Source organism: Nonomuraea sp. NPDC050643 (assembly GCF_040654715.1).
Lineage (GTDB): Bacteria > Actinomycetota > Actinomycetes > Streptosporangiales > Streptosporangiaceae > Nonomuraea.
Map to the genome: position 1 here is coordinate 22250 of NZ_JBFAIM010000073.1, position 17485 is coordinate 39734.

Below are 17485 nucleotides of genomic sequence, written 5' to 3' on the forward strand. Positions count from 1 at the left end.
TGCCTGATACATGAACGTAACTAGGACCTGCCGGGACGGCTCCTGACGGCGTCCGCGATGGCCGCCACGTGCTCGGGCGTGTAGTGCTCGTTCCAGTCGATGACGAGGAGCGTGCTCTCCACGAGCCGCTCGGCCTCGGGGCAGGCGGCCGGACGGTAGCCGTCGAGGGGGTAGGCCGACGTGCCGTACACCGGCCGGCCCCACAGCGGGGCCCGGTTGAGGGGCTCCTTGAGGTAACCCGCCCGCGCCGGAATCCCGGCCTCGCCCAGGTGCGCCGCCAGCTCGGGCGCGCCGCCGCCGGGCAGCACCAGCGGGAACAGCCACCAGGCGTGCCCGCCGGGCCGTGGCAGCCCGATCCCCTCGACGCCGCTCAGGGCCGCGACGAGGGCTTCGGCGCTGCGGCGGCGGGCGGCGACCACGCCGGGCAGCTTCTCGAGCTGGGCGCGGGCCACCGCGGCCTGCAGCTCGGTCATGCGGTAGTTGAGGCCCAGGCTCTCGTGCGAACGGCCCGCGGCCCGGTCCCAGCCCTTGTCCGCGAACAGCCGCATCCGCCTGGCCAGCTCGTCGTCGTCGGTCAGGGTCAGGCCGCCGTCGCCGCAGGTGATGTGCTTCCACTGCTGCAGGCTGAGGGTGCCCACGTGGCCGGCGGTGCCCGCGTAGCGGCCGCCGGGCAGCTCGGTGAGCCAGGCCTGGGCGCAGTCCTCGACGAGCGTCAGGCCGTGCTCGTCCGCCAGCGCGCGCAGCTCGCCCACCTTGGCCGGTGCGCCGAACAGGTGGACCGCCATGATCGCCCGGGTTCGCGGGCCGATGAGCTTCGCCACGGCGTCCGGATCGAGGTTGCCGTCCGACGGATCGACGTCCGCGAAGACAGGAACGGCGTTCTGCGCCAAGATGGGGGCCACGGTCCCGAAATCCGTGATCGGTGTCGTGATGATCTCGTCCCCGGGGTCCGGCGCCGCCGCAACGACCGACAGATGGAGGGCCGCGGTGCCGGAGCTGCACGCGATCGCGTGGCGGGAGCCGTACAGCTCGCCGATCTCGCGTTCGAGCGCCCGCGTCTCGGTCCCCCAGACGGAGCTGAGCATGCCGGAGCGGATGACCCGCTCCAGTGCCGCCACCTCCTCGTCGCCGAGAGTACGGCCCGCGGGCTCGGCCATGTTGGGAAAGTGCAGGGTCACCGGTTAACCTTTCGGTCTAGTCCGTAATGAGGGAGAAGGAGGCGCGGGTGGGTATCGTCATCGGAGTCGTCGGCCCGCACGATCTGGTCGACGACGTCGCGGCGACCTGCGAGGAGCAGCCGGGGGTGAGCACGCTCCGGCTCGACTACGACCACGAGTCGCAGGCCCCGGCCATCGTCGAGGCCCACACCGCCGCGGTCGAGGGCTGGCTGTTCACCGGCATCGTCCCGTACATGCTGGCCCGCAACGCCGACGTGCTCTCGCGTCCCGCCGCGTTCGTCGACTACTCGGGCGCGACACTGCTCAGCGCCCTGGTACGCCTTCAGCACGAAGGCCACGACATCACCTGCCTGTCCATCGACACCATCTCCCCCGCCGACGTCACCGCCACGTTCCTCGAGGCCGGACTGCCCACCGACCGGCTGCGCACCCTCGGCTACCGGCCGGAGACCACCTCCAAGAAGGTCATCGACTTCCACCGCCGCGGCCCGTCCCACCCCGTGATCACCTGCCTCAGCTCGGTGCACGAGGAGCTGCGCGACAAGATGCAGGTGCTGCGGCTGGCGCCGTCGGTGCACTCGGTACGCGTGGCGCTGCGCCAGCTCCTGCTGACCGCCGAGGGCCAGGCCCAGGAGGACGCGCAGATCGCGCTCGGCCTGGTCGAGATGGACGGCGAGGAGGGGCTGCTGCGCGAGGCCGGCGCGCTGGGCGGCACGCTGGCCGCCTTCCGCGGCGGCACGCACCTGCTGGTGACCACCCGCGGCCCCCTGTACGACGCCACCGGCGGCTTCACCGGGCTGCCCATGCTGGCCCGGCTGGCCGCCCACACGAGCGTGGCCCGGGTGGGTTTCGGCCTCGGTCGCAGCGCGGCGGAGGCCGAGAGCCTGGCCCGCCGGGCGCTGGCCAGGGCCCGGCGGATCGGGAACGTGGCGGCCGTGCTGTCATTGCGGGCCGACACCGACATCGTCCTGGAGTCGGTGACCAGCGCACCTTCCGGCGAGCAGAACCTGTCGGTGCTGGCCCGGCGCGTGGGCCTGTCGGTGCCCACCCTGGAGAAGCTGCTCGAGGCCCGCGAGGCGGCGGGCGGGGAGGCGCTGACGACTCGTGAGATCGCCGAGCGGCTCGCCGTACAGCAGCGGACGGCGCGGCGCATGCTGCACCGGCTGGAGCTGGCCGGGCTGGCCGAACGCACCGGCAACCTGACCAGCGGCTCCAGCGGCCGCCCCCTGACCCTCTACCGCCTCACCCTGTAGCCCCGTCCGCAGCCCCTCGAAACCCCACAGCCCGTCGGAACCCCGCAGGCCCTCGGGCCTTCCGCGCCCTCGCAGCCGAGCCGACCGGCCCGACCCCGCCGAGGCCGATCCCGCGCCGGTCGGCTCTGTGCGGGTCAGTCGTGTGCGGGCCGGCCTTGCCCTGGCCGGTTCTGCTATGTCAGCCATCGGTCCAGGCCCTCGGCCACGAAGTCGTCGTCGCGGAGCCATGGGTAGGCGGCCCACACGCGGTCGATCTCCGCGAGCTGGCCCGGTGAGAGGTCCTCGGCCGGGTCCAGGCACCAGCGGCCATCCAGCAGCCCCTGGCGGCGCAGCACCTCGTGGATGCCGGGGATGCAGCCGTGGAAGCCGTTCGCCGAGTCGAAGATGGCCGCGTTGGCGTCGGTGAGGTGGCCGTCGAGGCTGAGCAGCCGGCGTACCGCCGCGTCGTCGCCGGACCGCGCCAGCGTGGCCTCCTCCAGCAGCTCCACCGCCCGCCGCACCCAGACCGCCCACTGGCCGAGCAGCCCGCCGACGAACTCCACCTCGACCTCGCGCCCGTCCACGACCACGCGGTGGGTGGTGATGAGGTCGGCCAGGATGTGGTCGTCGTTGCCCGTGTAGAGCGCCAGGTCACCGGCCCGCCCCGCCCGTACGACGCCGTGCAGGACATCGAGCGTGCGGTACCGGTCGAACGGCGCGACCTTGATGCCCACGACCGACTCGATCGCCGCCAGCCGCGTCCAGAACTCGCGCGACAGGGAGCGCCCGCCGACCGCCGGCTGCAGGTAGAAGCCGATCACCGGCAGCACCTCGCCGACGGCCCGCGCCCGCTCGATCAGCCCGTCCTCGTCGAGCTCCCGGTACGGGCTGAGCAGCACCATGTGATATCCGAGCGACCTGGCCAGCTCCGCCTCCGCGACCGCCTGCGCCGTGGGCCCGGTCGCGCCCGCCACCAGGACGACCTCGCGGTGGAACTCCTTGGCCGCGCCGGCGGCCAGTTCGAGCACGGGCGGCAGCAGGTCGGTGCCGTGGATGGCGAACTGCGTGGTGTGCACGCCCACCGCCAGCCCGCCCGCCCCGGCCTCCACGTAGTAGCGCGTGAGGGCGCGCTGACGGCGCTCGTCCAGCTTCCTGTCCTCGGTGAGCGCGAGGGGATGGGCCGGGATCACCAGCCCTCGCCTGAACAGGTCGCGCACGGACGTCTGCGCCTCCGGAGCCGTGCTGAGCACGTGAGGTCCCCCTTTTTCTTCGTGAGTGAGCACGCGGGTCAGAAACGCCCGTCGCGGCGTTCGAACTTGGTCGGCTTGCCGAGCAGCGGGCCGCCGTCCGCGACCCAGCGCGCCGTGTGCTCGATGAGCTCGGCGGGGGTCAGCTCGGGGTAGCCGTACAGCCGGTGGCAGCGGGAGGCGTTCGACAGCAGCGCCGTCGGGGCCTCCTCGCCGGTGAACACCGGCTCCTTGCCGAGGGCGGCGCCGAGCGCGCGCGCCGCCTGCCGTACCGAGATGAGCTCGGGGCCGGTGACGTTGAGCACGTACGGGGGCACGCCGGCCAGCAGCAGCGACCTAAGCGTGACCTCGTTGGCGTAGCCCTGCCAGACGACGTTCACCTGACCCGTCGCCAGGTCGATGGGCTCTTGCGCGAGCACCTTCTGGGCCAGGTCGACGAGCACGCCGTACCGGAGCTCGACCGCGTAGTTGAGGCGGATCAGCGACAGGGGCGTGCCGGTCGTCTCGGCGAAGTGCGTCAGCACGCGCTCCCTGCCCAGGCAGCTCATCGCGTAGTCGCCCACGGGGCCGACGGGCGCGTCCTCGGTGCTGCCGCCGCTGGTGACGGGGACGAGGGGGTAGACGTTCCCGGTGGACAGGGCGGCGATCCTGCTGCCGGCGAACCGGTCGGCCACGCGGCCGGGCAGGTAGGTGTTGGTGAACCAGGTGGCGTGCTCGCGGCCCTGCGTGCCGAACTTGGCGCCCACCAGGAACACCACGTTGGGCGCGTCCGGCAGGTCGCGCAGGGCCCGCTCGTCGGCGACGTCCGCCGCGACCACGGTGGCGCCCTCGTCCTGGAGCGCCTGGGCCAGGCCCGGCTCGGAGAAGCGGGAGACCGCGATGACGCGGCGGTCGCCCTGGGAGGCGTTCAGCGCCAGCCGTACCAGGCTGGGGCCCAGTTTGCCGCCGGCGCCCAGGATCATGATGTCGCCGTCGAGTCTGCCCAGATCGTCGACGAGCCCGGGGCTCGGCCGTGCCAGCCGTTCCTCGAGCTCCGCTGTCGTCCGCACGCGGTTTCCTCCATCCGTGATTTACGGTCCAGACCGTAACCGCGCGAGGCTTCCGCTGTCAACGGGCAGGGCCCGCTCAGACGGCCTCACGTGCGGAAATGATCACGTCGAGCACGGCCCTCGTCTGCCGCCACGGCACCGGGCTGGGCGCTCCGCCGACCATGGCGAGGAACGCCTCGATCGTGCCCTCGTACCCGAGGCCCCTGATCGGATCGTCGCCGCACTCGATCACGATCGTCTCGGTGGAGTCGCGTTTGTGCAGGGTGACGCTGTACTGCTCGGACTCGGAGACGCCGAGGATCTCGACCGTGCCGGTGATGCCGTCGTCCCAGCGCAGCGCCATGACCCCGGTGTCCTCCGATCGCAGCGTCCGGTAGTGCCGCCTCGCCCCGGCGGCCCCCGCCAGCCGTACGTCGGGTCCCAGCAGCGCCACCAGCAACTCCACGCCGTGGATCCCCATGGTCACCATCGTCCCGCCGCCCTCGCCGGGCGTGTCCTGCCAGGCGTTGTAGCCGTTGGCCCACATCCCCACGTCATGCCGTACGGTCGCCCGCACGGCCAGCACCTCGTCCCGCTCGACCCGCCTCCCCGCGAAGGCCGGCGCGAAGCGCAGCACCGAGCCGGACAGGACGCGGTCGTGGATCGGCAGGCGGTCGAGCCGCTCGAGCTGCTCGCGGCTGGCGGCGGCGGGCTTGTTCACGAAACAGGCCGCCCCGGTCTCCAGCACCTTGGCCAGCGCCTGCGGCACCTGCGGGTTGGGCACGGTCAGCACCACCCCGTCGAGCGGCCCCGCCAGCGCCTCCTCCAGGCTGCCCGCCACCTTGACCTGGGGGTGTTCGTCGGTGAAGCGCCGCAGCCGCTCGGGATCCCGCTCCCAGACGACGAGCTCGGCGTGGCGGGCCAGGGTGCGGGCGTCGGTGTAGGGGTGGCTGGTGGCGAGCCCGGCGAGAGCGATACGCACGGTGGTGGTCTCCGTTTCGTGCACGGCTGTCGGAAGTGCAGACCATCATGGCAGCGCGTCCACGGCGGGGCCCGCGCGGCCGATTCTCCGTGCCGCCTGCCGGGCTTCCAACCCCGTCGTGAAAGCGGTTTGCGCAGCTCAGGGAAGCCTCTCCTTCGTTGCGGATCTTGTGGCGGATATGCCACATTTACGACATAAGGACAATTATTGGAGGGCACGCATGACCATCGAGCTCGACCGACCGCACTCCCCTGAGCGGCACCACCGCCACCGCGACGTGACCGGTGGCTGGCTGCGGCCCGCGGTGTTCGGGGCGATGGACGGGCTCGTGTCCAACTTCGCGCTGATCGCCGGTGTCGTCGGCGCCGCGGGGGCCGGGCAGGGGGCGGTGCTGGCCGGGTTCGCCGGGCTGGTGGCGGGGGCTTGTTCCATGGCGGCCGGGGAGTACACGTCGGTGAAGTCCCAGACCGAGCTGATGCGGGCGGAGATCGCCGTCGAGCGGCGGGAACTGGCCCGCAACCCCGTGGGCGAGCAGGCCGAGCTGGCGGCCCTCTACCGGTCCCGCGGGCTCGACGCCGACCTGGCGGAACGCGTCGCCAAGGGGTTGTCGGCGGATCCCGAGCAGGCGCTCCGGGTGCACGTGCGCGAGGAGCTCGGCGTCGACCCGGACGACCTGCCGTCGCCGTACGTGGCCGCCGGCTCGTCGTTCTGCGCCTTCGCGGCGGGGGCGCTGGTGCCGCTGGTGCCGTTCCTCTTTGGGGCGTCGGGGCTGGTGGTGGCGCTGGTGGCGAGCGTGGTGGCGCTGTTCGGGTTCGGGTCGGCGGTGGCGGCGATGACCGCCCGGCCGTGGTGGCTGGGCGGGCTACGGCAGCTCGCACTCGGCGTGGGCGCGGCCACCGTCACGTACGGGCTGGGCCACCTCCTCGGCGTCACGGTGTCCTAGCCGTGACGCCGCCCTGGATGCGGCGACGCCCTGGATGGTGACGATCTCCCGCATGTAACGGTGGCGGGCTATGGGCGGTTGGTGGCGGCCAGTTTGATGCCGAGGCCGATGAGGGCGGCGCCGGTCAGGCCGTCCACGGTCCTGCGGACGGCCGGTCGGGCGAAGACCTGGCGGAGGGTGCCCACGATGTTGGCCACCACGAGGAACCACGCGACCGTCCCGCCCAGCGCCACCGCCGAGAACACCAGCGTGTCCCTGAAGGTCGCGCCCGAGCTGACGAACTGCGGGACCAGGGCCACGAAGAACAGCGCCGCCTTGGGATTGAGCACGTTCGTCAGGAGTCCTTCCGCGAACGCCGCCCAGGAGCCGCGCCCACCCGGGTCGGGGACGTCCAGCATGAGCTCCCCTCCCCCGCGCAACGCCGAACGCAGCGCCTTGATCCCGAGATAGAGCAGATAGGCCGCACCGACCACCTTGACCACGGTGAACGCCATGGCCGAGGCGGCCAGGAGCGCCGCTATGCCCGTGGCCGCCGCCACCACCCAGACGGACACCCCCACGGCGATCCCCACCGCGGCCGCCATGCCATGCCCGCGCCCCGACACGGCCGACCGGCGCACCACGACCGCGAAATCGGGGCCGGGCGAGATCGCCCCGAGCAGCACCACTCCACCGAATGCCACGATCTGCGTCATTGACGTCATGGCGTCCACCTTATGAGCGCCCACCATCCAAGAGAATCAAGGCCCCAAGGCACGCGGGCGCCCAAGCACACCAACGCCCCAAACGTGCCGGCCGCCCGACCGCACCGACCTCCCGAGCATGCCGGTGTCCCGAGCATGCCGGCGGCCTGAGCGCGGGGGGCGGGGGCATCCCTCAGTGATGCTCGGCGGTGCCGCCTTTGGCAGCTCGCGTGGGCGGCCCTCGGCCGATCGGTCGAGGGCCGGTGCCTGAGGGGGTCTACGGGCCCGTGCGGGGGGTCAGCGCTTGCGGCGGCGGCGTTTGAAGATGGCGCGCAGGGTCAGCAGGAGAACGATGGCCACCGCCTGGCCGCCGATGACGATGCGGTTGACGTCGACCGCGGGCCGCCACACCGCGTCGCCGTTCTTGACGACGAACACGCCCGCGGGCGTAGCGCCGAACCCGAACCCGCCGCCGCTGCCTCCTCCCTCCTCGCCCTTCTCCCCCTTGCCCTGCCCCTGCCCGCCGCCGCCCCCCTGAGCGACGCGGGCGACGGGGATGACGATGATGTCGCCGTGTTGGATCGGCTCGCCGAAGACGCGCTTGACGGTCGCGGCGTCCTTCGACTGTTCCACCAGCTCCATGAAGTCCATGCCACCATCGTCACCCCGCCGGGCGGCTCAGTCGAATGTCGTGGAGATCTCGTGCCAGCCGCCCGGGGCGATGTCCTCCGCCGGCTCGGGGCCCCAGGAGCCCTTCGTGTACGGCAACGGCTGCTCCGGCAGGTCGAGCACCGGCTGCACGATCCGCCACGACTCCTCCACCAGGTCGAACCTGGCGAACCTGCGCGGGTCGCCGCTGATGGCGTCGGCCAGGATGCGCTCGTAGGCGGCCTCCATCGGCCCGAGCACCTTGGTGAAGTCGACGCTCACCGGCACGGGCCTGGCGTGCATCTTGCCCGGCTCCTTGGCCAGCAGGTCGAAGGTCACCCCGGCGTCGGGCTGCAGCCGGAACCTGATGAGGTTGGGGCTGTCGGGGGCGCCGTCGCTGCCGAACATCGTCACCGGCGGCCGGAGCAGCTCGGCGACGATCTCCAGGTCGGTGGTGGGCAGGGCCTTGCCGGAGCGGATGCACCAGGGCACCCCGGCCCAGCGCCAGTTGTCGATGTAGGCGCGCAGGGCGACGTAGGTCTCGGTGGTGGAGCCGGAGCGCACGCCGGGGGTGTCGAGGTAGCCGGCGTATTGGCCGCGTACGACGTCGGTGGGCTGGATGGCCTGGACCGCCCGCAGCACCCGCCACTTCTCGTCGAGCTGGGCCCGCGCGTCGGTGGACGGCGGCGGGTCCATGGCGAGGATGGCCAGCAACTGCAGCAGGTGATTCTGGACCACGTCGCGGATCGTACCGTTGGCGTCGTAGAAGCCGCCCCGGTCGCGCACGTCGAAGTCTTCGGCCATGGTGATCTGGATGCTGCGGATGTGGGCGCGGTTCCAGATCGGCTCGAGCAGCATGTTGGCGAACCTGAAGACCATGAGGTCTTCGACCGGCTCCTTGCCCAGGAAGTGGTCGACCCGGCGCAAATGGTCTTCGTCGAAGTATTTGAGCAGCTCCGCGTTGAGCTCGCGGGCCGAGCCGAGGTCTTCGCCGAACGGCTTCTCCACGACGAGGCGGGCCTCGTGGTTGAGCCCCGCCCCGGCCAGGCCCTCGGCGACCACGGAGAACAGCACCGGCGGCACCGCGAGGTAGTGGACGAGGAAGCCCTTGCCCTCGGTCTGTTCGCGGAGCTCGGCGAACGTGGCGGGGTCGCGGTAGTCGCCGGAGACCAGCCGCAGGTTGCCCGCCAGCTTCTCGAACGCCGCGTCGTCGGGGCCGCCGCAGGCCTGGCGGGCGAAGTCGCGCAGCCCGTCGAGATCCATGTCGGTCTTGGCCACGCCGATGATCGGCAGGTCGAGCCTGCTCTCGGCGGTCAGGTGGTAGAGCGCCGGCAGGAGCATCTTGCGCGCGAGGTCACCGGTGATGCCGAACAGGACGAGCGCGCCCGCCTCCCCCATGTCAGACCCGCCTTCCGCGCAGCTCGCGGTATCTGCGGATCAGTTGCCCCGTGGAGGGGTCGGGGAAGGTGGTGGGCGGCTCCTCGGAGACGAGCGCGGGCGCCAGGTCGAGCGCCATCTTCTTGCCCAGCTCGACGCCCCACTGGTCGAAGGAGTCGACGCCCCAGATCGTGCCCTCGACGAACACGATGTGCTCGTAGAGCGCGACGAGCTGGCCCAGCGTGGACGGGGTCAGCTTGGGCGCGAGGATCGTGGAGGTGGGACGGTTGCCCGGCATCACCTTGTGCGGCACGATCTCCGGCGCCGTGCCCTCGGCGGCGATCTCCTCGGCCGTCTTGCCGAACGCCAGCGCCGTGGTCTGGGCGAAGAGGTTGGCGGTGAGCTGGTCGTGCATGCCCTCGCGGTCTTCGTGGGGCTCGGCGAAGCCGATGAAGTCGGCCGGCACGAGGCGGGTGCCCTGGTGGAGGAGCTGGTAGAAGGCGTGCTGGCCGTTGGTGCCGGGCTCGCCCCACCAGATCTCGCCGGTGTCGGCGGTGACGGGGGTGCCGTCGGCGCGCACGGACTTGCCGTTGGACTCCATCGTGAGCTGCTGCAGGTAGGCGGGGAAGCGGTGCAGCCGCTGGCTGTAGGGCAGCACGGCGCGGGTCTCGGCGCCGAAGAAGTCGTTGTACCAGATCCCGAGCAGGCCCATCAGCACGGGCATGTTGGCCGCGAACGGGGCGGTGCGGAAGTGCTGGTCGATGGCGTTGAAGCCGGCCAGCATCTCGCGGAACCGCTCGGGCCCGACGGTGATCATCAGGGACAGGCCGATGGCGCCGTCGTAGGAGTAGCGGCCGCCGACCCAGTCCCAGAAGCCGAACATGTTGTCGGTGTCGATGCCGAACTCGGCGACCTTGGCCGCGTTGGTGGAGACGGCCACGAAGTGCTTGGAGACCGCGTCCTCGCCGAGCGCGTCGACCAGCCACCGGCGCGCGACCCTGGCGTTGGTGAGGGTCTCGAGCGTGGTGAAGGTCTTGGAGCTGACCACGAACAGCGTGGTCGCGGGGTCGAGGCCGGTCAGGTTGCCGGTGATGTCGGCGGGGTCGATGTTGGAGACGAACCGGGCCGCGATGCCGGCGTCGGCGTAGTCGCGCAGCGCCTCGTAGGCCATCGCGGGGCCGAGGTCGGAGCCGCCGATGCCGATGTTGACGACGGTCTCGATCGGCCGGCCCGTGGCGCCCTTCCACTCCTTGGAGCGCACCCGGTCGGCGAAGCCGCTCATCTTGTCGAGCACGGCGTGCACGTCGGCCACGACGTCCTGCCCGTCGACGACGAGCTCGGCGTTGCGGGGCATGCGCAGCGCCGTGTGCAGGACGGCCCGGTCTTCGCTGACGTTGATGTGCTCGCCGCGGAACATGGCCTCGATCCGCTCGCGCAGCCCCGCCCGCTCGGCCAGGGCCACCAGCAGGCCGAGGGTCTCCTGGGTGGCGCGATGCTTGGAGTAGTCGAGGTAGAGGTCGCCGGCGGTCACCGTCATGCGCCCGGCCCGGTCGGGATCCTCCGCGAACAGCTCGCGAAGCCGCCTGCCCGCCAGCTCCTCGTGGTGCTTGCCCAGGGCCGCCCACTCCTGGCTCTGGGTGATGTCGCCGCTCACGCTCGTCCTCCTCGCGTCGTCAAACCGATCATGCCGGTCTCATCGTCCCGCAACCCCATACCCGGCGCGGTTGATTCCGCGCATGGCGGAGCGGAGTTTTATCAGCTCAGTGGGTTCCGTCGGCTCGGCGGCCCGGCCGGGCCTGCGGGATTCGGGTCAGTGGGATTCGCGGCCCACGTGGTCGCCGCTGGAGCCGATGAGGAAGTCGAGGTCGGCGCCGCGGTCGGCCTGGGTGACGTGGTCGACGTAGAGGCGTTCCCAGCCGCGTACGGGCTGGGCGTGCCCGTTCATGACCGGCTGCCGGGCGGCCAGGTCGGCGTCGGGCACGTCCACGTCGAGCCGCCGGGCGGCCACGTCGAGCACGATCGGGTCGCCGGTGCGCACCTTCGACAGCGGGCCGCCGGCCGCCGCCTCGGGCGCGGTGTGCAGGACGACGGTGCCGTACGCGGTGCCGCTCATGCGGGCGTCGCTGATGCGGACCATGTCGCGCACGCCCTTCTCCAGCAGCTTGGCGGGCAGCGGCAGGTTGCCGACCTCGGGCATGCCCGGGTAGCCCTTGGGACCGCAGCCGCGCAGGACGAGCACCGAGGTCTCGTCCACGTCGAGGTCGGGCGAGTCGAGGCGGGCGTACACGTCCTCGACGCTGTCGAAGACGACGGCCCGGCCGCGGTGGCGCAGCAGCTCGGGTGAGGCGGCGGCGGGTTTGATGACGGCGCCGCGGGGCGCGAGGTTGCCGCGCAGGACGGCGATGCCCGCGTCGGGCAGCAGGGGGTTCGCGCGGCGCCTGATCACGTCCTCGTCCCAGATGTCGGCCCCGGCCAGGTGCTCGACGAGCGGCCGGCCGGTGACGGTGATCGCGGCCGGGTCGAGCAGGTCCTCGACCTCCTTGAGGACGGCGGCCAGGCCGCCCGCCCTGAACAGGTCGTCCATCAGGTGCCGGCCGGCGGGCTGCAGGTCGACCAGGAGCGGCACGCCCGCGCCGGTGCGGTCGAAGTCGTCCAGGCTCAGCTCGACGCCGAGCCGGCCGGCGATGGCCAGCAGGTGGACGACGGCGTTGGTGGAGCCGCCGACGGCGGCCAGGGTGACGATGGCGTTGAGGAACGAGCCCCTGGTCATCACCTCGCTCGGGCGGCGGCCCTCCCTGACCAGCTCGACGGCCAGGCGGCCGCTCTCGTGGGAGCGTTCGAGCAGGCGGCTGTCGGGGGCGGGGGTGCCGGCGGTGCCGGGCAGTGTCATGCCGAGCGCCTCGGCCATGCAGGCCATGGTGGAGGCGGTGCCCATCGTGTTGCAGTGCCCGCGGCTGCGGATCATGGACGACTCGGACCGCAGGAACGCCTCGCGGGAGAGCGTGCCCGCGCGTACCTCCTCGCTGAGGCGCCACACGTCGGTGCCGCAGCCGAGCGGCGCGCCGCGGAAGTGGCCGGTCAGCATGGGGCCGCCGGGCATCACGACGGCGGGCAGGTCCACGGAGGCGGCGGCCATCAGCAGCGAGGGGATCGTCTTGTCGCAGCCGCCGAGCAGCACCACGCCGTCGATGGGGTTGGCGCGCAGCATCTCCTCGGTGGCCATGGCGGCCAGGTTGCGCCAGAGCATCGCGGTGGGGCGCACGTTCGTCTCGCCCAGCGACACGACGGGCAGGTTGAGCGGTATGCCGCCGGCCTCCCAGACGCCGTGCGTGACGCTCTGGGCCACCTCGTTCAGGTGGGAGTTGCAGGGGGTGAGGTCGGAGGCGGTGTTGGCGATCGCGATGTGCGGTTTGCGGCCCTCGAACGCCTCCTGCGGCAGCCCGCGCCGCATCCACGCTCGATGGATGTAGGAGTTCCGGTCATTTCCTGAATACCACCGTGAACTCCTCAATTCCATATCCGACACCTTATAGGGGGTTCAGTGCGGCCCCCTGGAGGAAGCAGGGGAGGTATGGACCATGTGGACGCGTACTGGCGGGCGGCGAACTACCTGTCCGTCGGGCAGATCTATCTGCTGGACAATCCCCTGCTCACCGAGCCGCTGCGGCCCGAGCACATCAAGCCGCGCCTGCTGGGCCACTGGGGGACGACGCCGGGCCTGAACTTCTGCTTCGCGCACCTCAACCGGGTGATCCGCGAGCGGGACCAGGACCTGATCTACATCGCCGGTCCAGGACACGGCGGCCCGGCGGCGGTGGCGCACGCGTGGCTGGAGGGGTCGTACTCGGAGCTCTATCCGGACGTGTCGCAGGACGTGGAGGGCATGCGGCGGCTGTTCCGCCAGTTCTCCTTCCCCGGCGGCATCCCGAGCCACGTCGCGCCGGAGACGCCCGGTTCGATCCACGAGGGCGGTGAGCTGGGCTACTCGCTCGCCCACGCGTACGGCGCCGCCTTCGACAACCCGGACCTGGTGGTGGCCTGCGTCATCGGCGACGGCGAGGCCGAGACGGGGCCGCTGGCCGGAAGCTGGCACTCGAACAAGTTCCTGGACCGCCGCCGCGACGGCATCGTGCTGCCGATCCTGCACCTGAACGGCTACAAGATCGCCAACCCGACCGTCCTGGCCCGCATCCCGGAGTCCGAGCTGCTCAGGCTCATGGAGGGGTACGGCTACCGCCCCCACCTGGTCGGTGCCGACCACGGGGAGATGGCGGGGGCGCTGGACACCGCGTTCGAGGAGATGGCGGCGTACAAGGCGGGCGACGCCGAGCGGCTGCCGATGATCGTCCTGCGCACGCCGAAGGGCTGGACGGGACCCCGCGAGGTCGACGGCAAGCCCGTCGAGGGCACGTGGCGGGCGCACCAGGTGCCGCTGTCCAAGGTCCGCGAGAACCCCGAGCACCTGGCCATGCTCGAGGAGTGGATGCGCTCGTACCGTCCCGGGGAGCTGTTCGGCCCGGACGGCAGGCCGGTCGAGGCGGTCCTGGAGACCGTGCCGCGCGGCCCGCGCAGGATGAGCGCGAACCCGCACACCAACGGCGGCGAGCTGCTGCAGCCGCTCCGGCTGCCGGACTTCCGCGGCCTCGCGGTCGAGGTCAAGGCTCCCGCGGCGCAGTCGAGCGAGCCCACGCGGGTGCTGGGGGCGTTCCTGCGCGACGTGATCGCGGCCAACCCGCGCACGTTCCGGCTGATGGGCCCGGACGAGACCGCCTCGAACCGGCTGTCGGCGGTGTTCGAGGCCACCGACCGGGCCTGGAACGCCGAGACGCTCCCGACGGACGAGAACCTCGCGCCCGGCGGGCGGGTCATGGAGGTGCTGAGCGAGCACCTGTGCCAGGGCTGGCTGGAGGGTTACCTGCTGACCGGGCGGCACGGGCTGTTCAACTGCTACGAGGCGTTCATCCACATCGTGGACGCGATGTTCAACCAGCACGCCAAGTGGCTGGAGTCGTCGCGGAAGATCCCGTGGCGGCGGCCGGTGGCGTCGCTGACGTACCTGCTGTCGTCGCACGTGTGGCGCCAGGACCACAACGGCTTCAGCCACCAGGATCCCGGTTTCCTCGACGTGGTGGTCAACAAGAAGGCCGCGGTCGTCCGCGTCTACCTGCCGCCGGACGCCAACACGCTGCTCTCGGTCGGCGACCACTGCCTGCGCTCCCGGGACTACGTGAACGTGATCGTCGCGGGCAAGCAGCCGGTGCTCGACCTGTTCACCATGGACGAGGCCATCGCCCACAACACGCGCGGCCTGGGCATCCTGCCGTGGGCCTCCACCGATCAGGGCGGCGCGCCCGACGTGGTGCTCGCCTGCGCCGGCGACGTGCCCACCCTGGAGACGCTGGCCGCCGCCGCGCTGCTGCGCGAGCACATCCCCTCACTCAAGGTACGGGTCGTCAACGTCGTGGACCTCATGCGCCTGCAGCCGCCGTCGGAGCACCCGCACGGCATGTCCGACGCCGAGTTCGACACGCTGTTCACCACGGACAGGCCGATCATCTTCAACTTCCACGGCTACCCGTCGCTCGTCCACCAGCTCACCTACCGCCGCCACAACCACGACAACATCCACGTGCGGGGCTACAAGGAGGAGGGCACCACGACGACGCCGTTCGACATGTGCATGCTCAACGACATCGACCGCTACCACCTGGTCATGGACGTCATCGACCGCGTCCCCGGGCTCGGCGAGCGGCAGGCGCACCTGCGCCAGCGCATGAGCGACGAGCGGCTGCACGCCCGCGCCCACACGCGCGACCACGGGCAGGACCCCGAGCACATCAGGACGTGGACATGGCCGGGCCCATCCTCGTCCTGAACACGGGCTCGTCGTCCATCAAGTACGAGCTGGTGGACGTCGGCACCCGCGAGCGCCCGGCACGGGGGGTGGTGGAGCGCATCGGCGAGGAACGCGGCCGGCTCACGCACCATTCCGGCGACGGGCCCCCGTACGAGCGCGAGGGCCGCTTCGCCACGCACGCCGACGGGCTGGCCGCGGTCTTGGAGGCGTTCAAGGAGGCCGGGCCGGAGCCGAGCCCCGTCGCGGTCGGGCATCGCGTCGTCCACGGCGGCGAGCGGTTCACCGAGGCGGCGCTCATCGACGACGGCGTGATCGGCGCCATCGAGGAGCTGGCCCCGCTGGCGCCGCTGCACAACCCGGTCAACCTGACCGGCATCCGGGTCGCCCGCGCGGCGTTCCCGGGGGTGCCGCAGGTGGCGGTGTTCGACACGGCGTTCCAGCTCACGCTGCCGCCGGAGGCGTACACGTACGCGGTGCCCCTCGACTGGCGCGAGCGGCTCGGCGTACGGCGCTTCGGCTTCCACGGCACCTCCTGCGCCTACGTCTCCCGCCGCGCCGCCGCCCTGCTCGGCCGCGACCTCGCCGGCCTCGACCTGATCGTGCTGCACCTGGGCAACGGCGCCAGCGCGACCGCGATCTCCGGCGGGCGCAGCGTGGACACCTCCATGGGCCTGACCCCGCTCGAAGGGCTGGTGATGGGCACGCGCTCGGGCGACGTGGACCCCGCGCTGGCCGGCTACCTCGCGCGTGTGGACGGGCTGGACGCCCAGCGGGTGGAGGACCTGCTCAGCCGCGAGGGCGGCCTGCTCGCGCTGGCCGGCACGGGCGACATGCGCGAGGTACGCGCCCGCGCCCGCTCCTCCGACGGCGCCCGGGCGCGGCTGGCCCTGGAGGTCTACACGCGGCGGATCCGCAAGTACGTCGGCGCCTACTACGCGCTGCTCGGCCGGGTGGACGCGATCGTGCTGACCGGCGGGGTGGGCGAGCACGACGCCGCCACGCGGGCCGCGTCCCTGGCCGGGCTGGAACGCCTCGGCATCGTCGTGGACCCGGCGCTCAACGAGGCCGGGGCGGCGCGGGAGCGTACGGTGTCGCCACCGGACGCCGAGGTGGCCGTGCTGGTCATCCCGACCGACGAGGAGTGGGAGATCGCCCGCCAGACCCTGGACCTGCTCGGCGACGCCCCCTGACCGATCGCCCGGCCGGACCCCGGGCGGCTCCTCGCCCGGCCGATCGCCGAACCGACCGCCGAGCCGATCGGCCGGTCAGAGGTCCAGTGGCGCGCGGGGCACGGCGGGCACCCAGAACTCGACCGTCGTGCCCACGCCCGGCTCGCCGGTGATGTTCCACCAGCCGCCCGCCGCCTCCGCGCGCTCCCGCATCTCCACCAGCCCGAAATGCCCGACCTGCCCGTCTTTAGAGGTGATGCCCACACCGTCGTCGCGGACGCGGACGTGCACCCCCCGGTGCAGCGAGAGCAGCTCCACGACGACACCGGCGGCCCTGGCGTGCTTGCGCACGTTGGTCAGCGACTCCTGGCAGATGCGGTAGACGGTGATCACGGTCTCGGCCGGCGGCTCGCCCTCCAGGTCGTGGATCAGCTCGAACGTCAGGCCCGCGCCGGGCATCGTCTGCCGCAGATAGCCGGTCAGGCTCTCCACCAGTCCGTCACCGGGCGGGCGCAGGCTGAAGGTCAGGTCGCGCAGGCGCCGCACGGCGTCGTCGACGGCGTCGTCGAGGCCGTCGACGGCGGCGGCGTACTCGTCGGGAAGGCTCTCCTTCAGCAGCCGCAGCCGCGTCCCCACCGCGACCATGAACTGGATGGTGTCGTCGTGCGCGTCGGAGGCGATGCGGCGGCGCTCGCGCTCCTGCGCCTGCACCAGGCGGGCGAGGAGCACCCCGCGCTCGTCCAGAGCCCTGGACATGCTGCGCCGCTCGGTCAGGTCGCGCGTGACCTTGCCGAATCCGCGCAGGCCGCCGTGGTCGTCGTAGAGAGGGGTGATGATCACGCTGGCCCAGAACCTGGTGCCGTCCTTGCGCACGCGCCAGGCCTCCTCCTCCCACCGGCCCTCGGCGGCGGCCTCGCGCAGACCCATGGCCGGCTTGCCCGCCGCCACGTCCTCGGGCGGGTAGAAGGCGGAGAAGTGGGTGCCGATGATCTCGTCGGCCGTGTAGCCCTTGATCCGTTGCGCGCCGATGTTCCAGCTCACGACCACGCCGTCCGGATCGAGCATGAAGATGGCATAGTCGCGGATGCTCTGAACGAGGAGCTTCATATCCTCCTGCGGCTGGTCACGCGCGGGCATACCG

General features: G+C 72.0%; 14 protein-coding genes. 4 read left to right on the forward strand and 10 right to left on the reverse strand.

Annotation, left to right across the window (positions count from 1 at the left end; all coding sequences use genetic code 11):
• Positions 1–20 precede the first annotated feature (20 nt).
• Entirely contained in the window at positions 21–1178 is a 1158-nt protein-coding gene (locus AB0I15_RS54605) for a DegT/DnrJ/EryC1/StrS family aminotransferase (RefSeq protein WP_358115607.1), read from the reverse strand.
• A 47-nt stretch (positions 1179–1225) separates the two neighbouring features.
• Here AB0I15_RS54605 and AB0I15_RS54610 point away from each other — a divergent pair, with 47 nt between their 5' ends.
• A complete protein-coding gene (locus AB0I15_RS54610) occupies positions 1226–2431 on the forward strand; it encodes a hypothetical protein (protein WP_358115610.1) in 1206 nt (401 codons plus the stop codon).
• A gap of 173 nt (positions 2432–2604) precedes the next feature.
• On the opposite strand, the gene AB0I15_RS54615 is transcribed toward AB0I15_RS54610, so the two are convergent.
• The 3 genes from AB0I15_RS54615 to AB0I15_RS54625 all read right to left on the reverse strand — a co-directional run bounded on the left by AB0I15_RS54615 (position 2605) and on the right by AB0I15_RS54625 (position 5667).
• The gene (locus AB0I15_RS54615; protein WP_358115612.1) at positions 2605–3660 is read right to left on the reverse strand and encodes a dihydrodipicolinate synthase family protein; all 1056 of its coding nucleotides are present in this window, start codon (positions 3658–3660) and stop codon (positions 2605–2607) included.
• 38 nt (positions 3661–3698) lie between these two features.
• A complete protein-coding gene (locus tag AB0I15_RS54620) occupies positions 3699–4706 on the reverse strand; it encodes an NAD-dependent epimerase/dehydratase family protein (RefSeq protein ID WP_358115614.1) in 1008 nt (335 codons plus the stop codon).
• Between the two features lie 76 nt (positions 4707–4782).
• Entirely contained in the window at positions 4783–5667 is an 885-nt protein-coding gene (locus AB0I15_RS54625; protein WP_358115616.1) for a Gfo/Idh/MocA family oxidoreductase, read from the reverse strand.
• A 220-nt stretch (positions 5668–5887) separates the two neighbouring features.
• Between AB0I15_RS54625 and AB0I15_RS54630 the strand changes: the two genes are divergently transcribed.
• On the forward strand, positions 5888–6610 hold the full coding sequence (locus AB0I15_RS54630; protein ID WP_358115619.1) for a VIT1/CCC1 transporter family protein: 723 nt from the start codon (positions 5888–5890) through the stop codon (positions 6608–6610).
• 68 nt (positions 6611–6678) lie between these two features.
• Here AB0I15_RS54630 and AB0I15_RS54635 read toward each other — a convergent pair whose 3' ends face one another.
• From AB0I15_RS54635 to AB0I15_RS54655, 5 genes are all read right to left on the reverse strand, one after another.
• The gene (locus AB0I15_RS54635) at positions 6679–7314 is read right to left on the reverse strand and encodes a LysE family translocator (protein ID WP_358115621.1); all 636 of its coding nucleotides are present in this window, start codon (positions 7312–7314) and stop codon (positions 6679–6681) included.
• 276 nt (positions 7315–7590) lie between these two features.
• The gene (locus AB0I15_RS54640; protein ID WP_358115624.1) at positions 7591–7944 is read right to left on the reverse strand and encodes a spore germination protein GerW family protein; all 354 of its coding nucleotides are present in this window, start codon (positions 7942–7944) and stop codon (positions 7591–7593) included.
• A gap of 27 nt (positions 7945–7971) precedes the next feature.
• A complete protein-coding gene (gene zwf / locus AB0I15_RS54645) occupies positions 7972–9339 on the reverse strand; it encodes a glucose-6-phosphate dehydrogenase (protein ID WP_358115627.1) in 1368 nt (455 codons plus the stop codon).
• A 1-nt stretch (position 9340) separates the two neighbouring features.
• Positions 9341–10972, reverse strand: coding sequence for a glucose-6-phosphate isomerase (pgi, locus tag AB0I15_RS54650; protein WP_358115629.1), 1632 nt, complete (start codon positions 10970–10972; stop codon positions 9341–9343).
• A 156-nt stretch (positions 10973–11128) separates the two neighbouring features.
• Positions 11129–12835, reverse strand: a complete 1707-nt coding sequence (locus tag AB0I15_RS54655; protein ID WP_358115632.1) for an IlvD/Edd family dehydratase — start codon at positions 12833–12835, stop codon at positions 11129–11131.
• A 54-nt stretch (positions 12836–12889) separates the two neighbouring features.
• Here AB0I15_RS54655 and AB0I15_RS54660 point away from each other — a divergent pair, with 54 nt between their 5' ends.
• Complete coding sequence (locus AB0I15_RS54660) at positions 12890–15193, forward strand: phosphoketolase family protein (RefSeq protein ID WP_358115635.1); 2304 nt, start codon at positions 12890–12892, stop codon at positions 15191–15193.
• Positions 15169–16365 carry an acetate kinase gene (locus tag AB0I15_RS54665; protein ID WP_358115638.1) on the forward strand — a complete coding sequence of 399 codons (1197 nt, stop codon included), beginning with the start codon at positions 15169–15171 and terminating at the stop codon, positions 16363–16365. The genes AB0I15_RS54660 and AB0I15_RS54665 overlap by 25 nt, the downstream gene beginning before the upstream one ends.
• A gap of 75 nt (positions 16366–16440) precedes the next feature.
• Here AB0I15_RS54665 and AB0I15_RS54670 read toward each other — a convergent pair whose 3' ends face one another.
• Complete coding sequence (locus AB0I15_RS54670) at positions 16441–17451, reverse strand: PAS domain S-box protein (protein WP_358115640.1); 1011 nt, start codon at positions 17449–17451, stop codon at positions 16441–16443.
• Between the last annotated feature and the right edge of the window lie 34 nt (positions 17452–17485).

What these genes read in the sequence shown, in the direction of transcription:
- AB0I15_RS54665 (WP_358115638.1), top strand. Translation starts at nt 15,169, where the DNA reads ATGGCCGGGCCCATCCTCGTCCTGAACACGGGCTCGTCGTCCATCAAG.
- AB0I15_RS54660 (WP_358115635.1), top strand. Translation starts at nt 12,890, where the DNA reads ATGGACCATGTGGACGCGTACTGGCGGGCGGCGAACTACCTGTCCGTC.
- AB0I15_RS54630 (WP_358115619.1), top strand. Translation starts at nt 5,888, where the DNA reads ATGACCATCGAGCTCGACCGACCGCACTCCCCTGAGCGGCACCACCGC.
- AB0I15_RS54670 (WP_358115640.1), bottom strand. Translation starts at nt 17,451, where the DNA reads ATGAAGCTCCTCGTTCAGAGCATCCGCGACTATGCCATCTTCATGCTC.
- AB0I15_RS54635 (WP_358115621.1), bottom strand. Translation starts at nt 7,314, where the DNA reads ATGACGTCAATGACGCAGATCGTGGCATTCGGTGGAGTGGTGCTGCTC.
- AB0I15_RS54655 (WP_358115632.1), bottom strand. Translation starts at nt 12,835, where the DNA reads ATGGAATTGAGGAGTTCACGGTGGTATTCAGGAAATGACCGGAACTCC.
- zwf (WP_358115627.1), bottom strand. Translation starts at nt 9,339, where the DNA reads ATGGGGGAGGCGGGCGCGCTCGTCCTGTTCGGCATCACCGGTGACCTC.
- AB0I15_RS54640 (WP_358115624.1), bottom strand. Translation starts at nt 7,944, where the DNA reads ATGGACTTCATGGAGCTGGTGGAACAGTCGAAGGACGCCGCGACCGTC.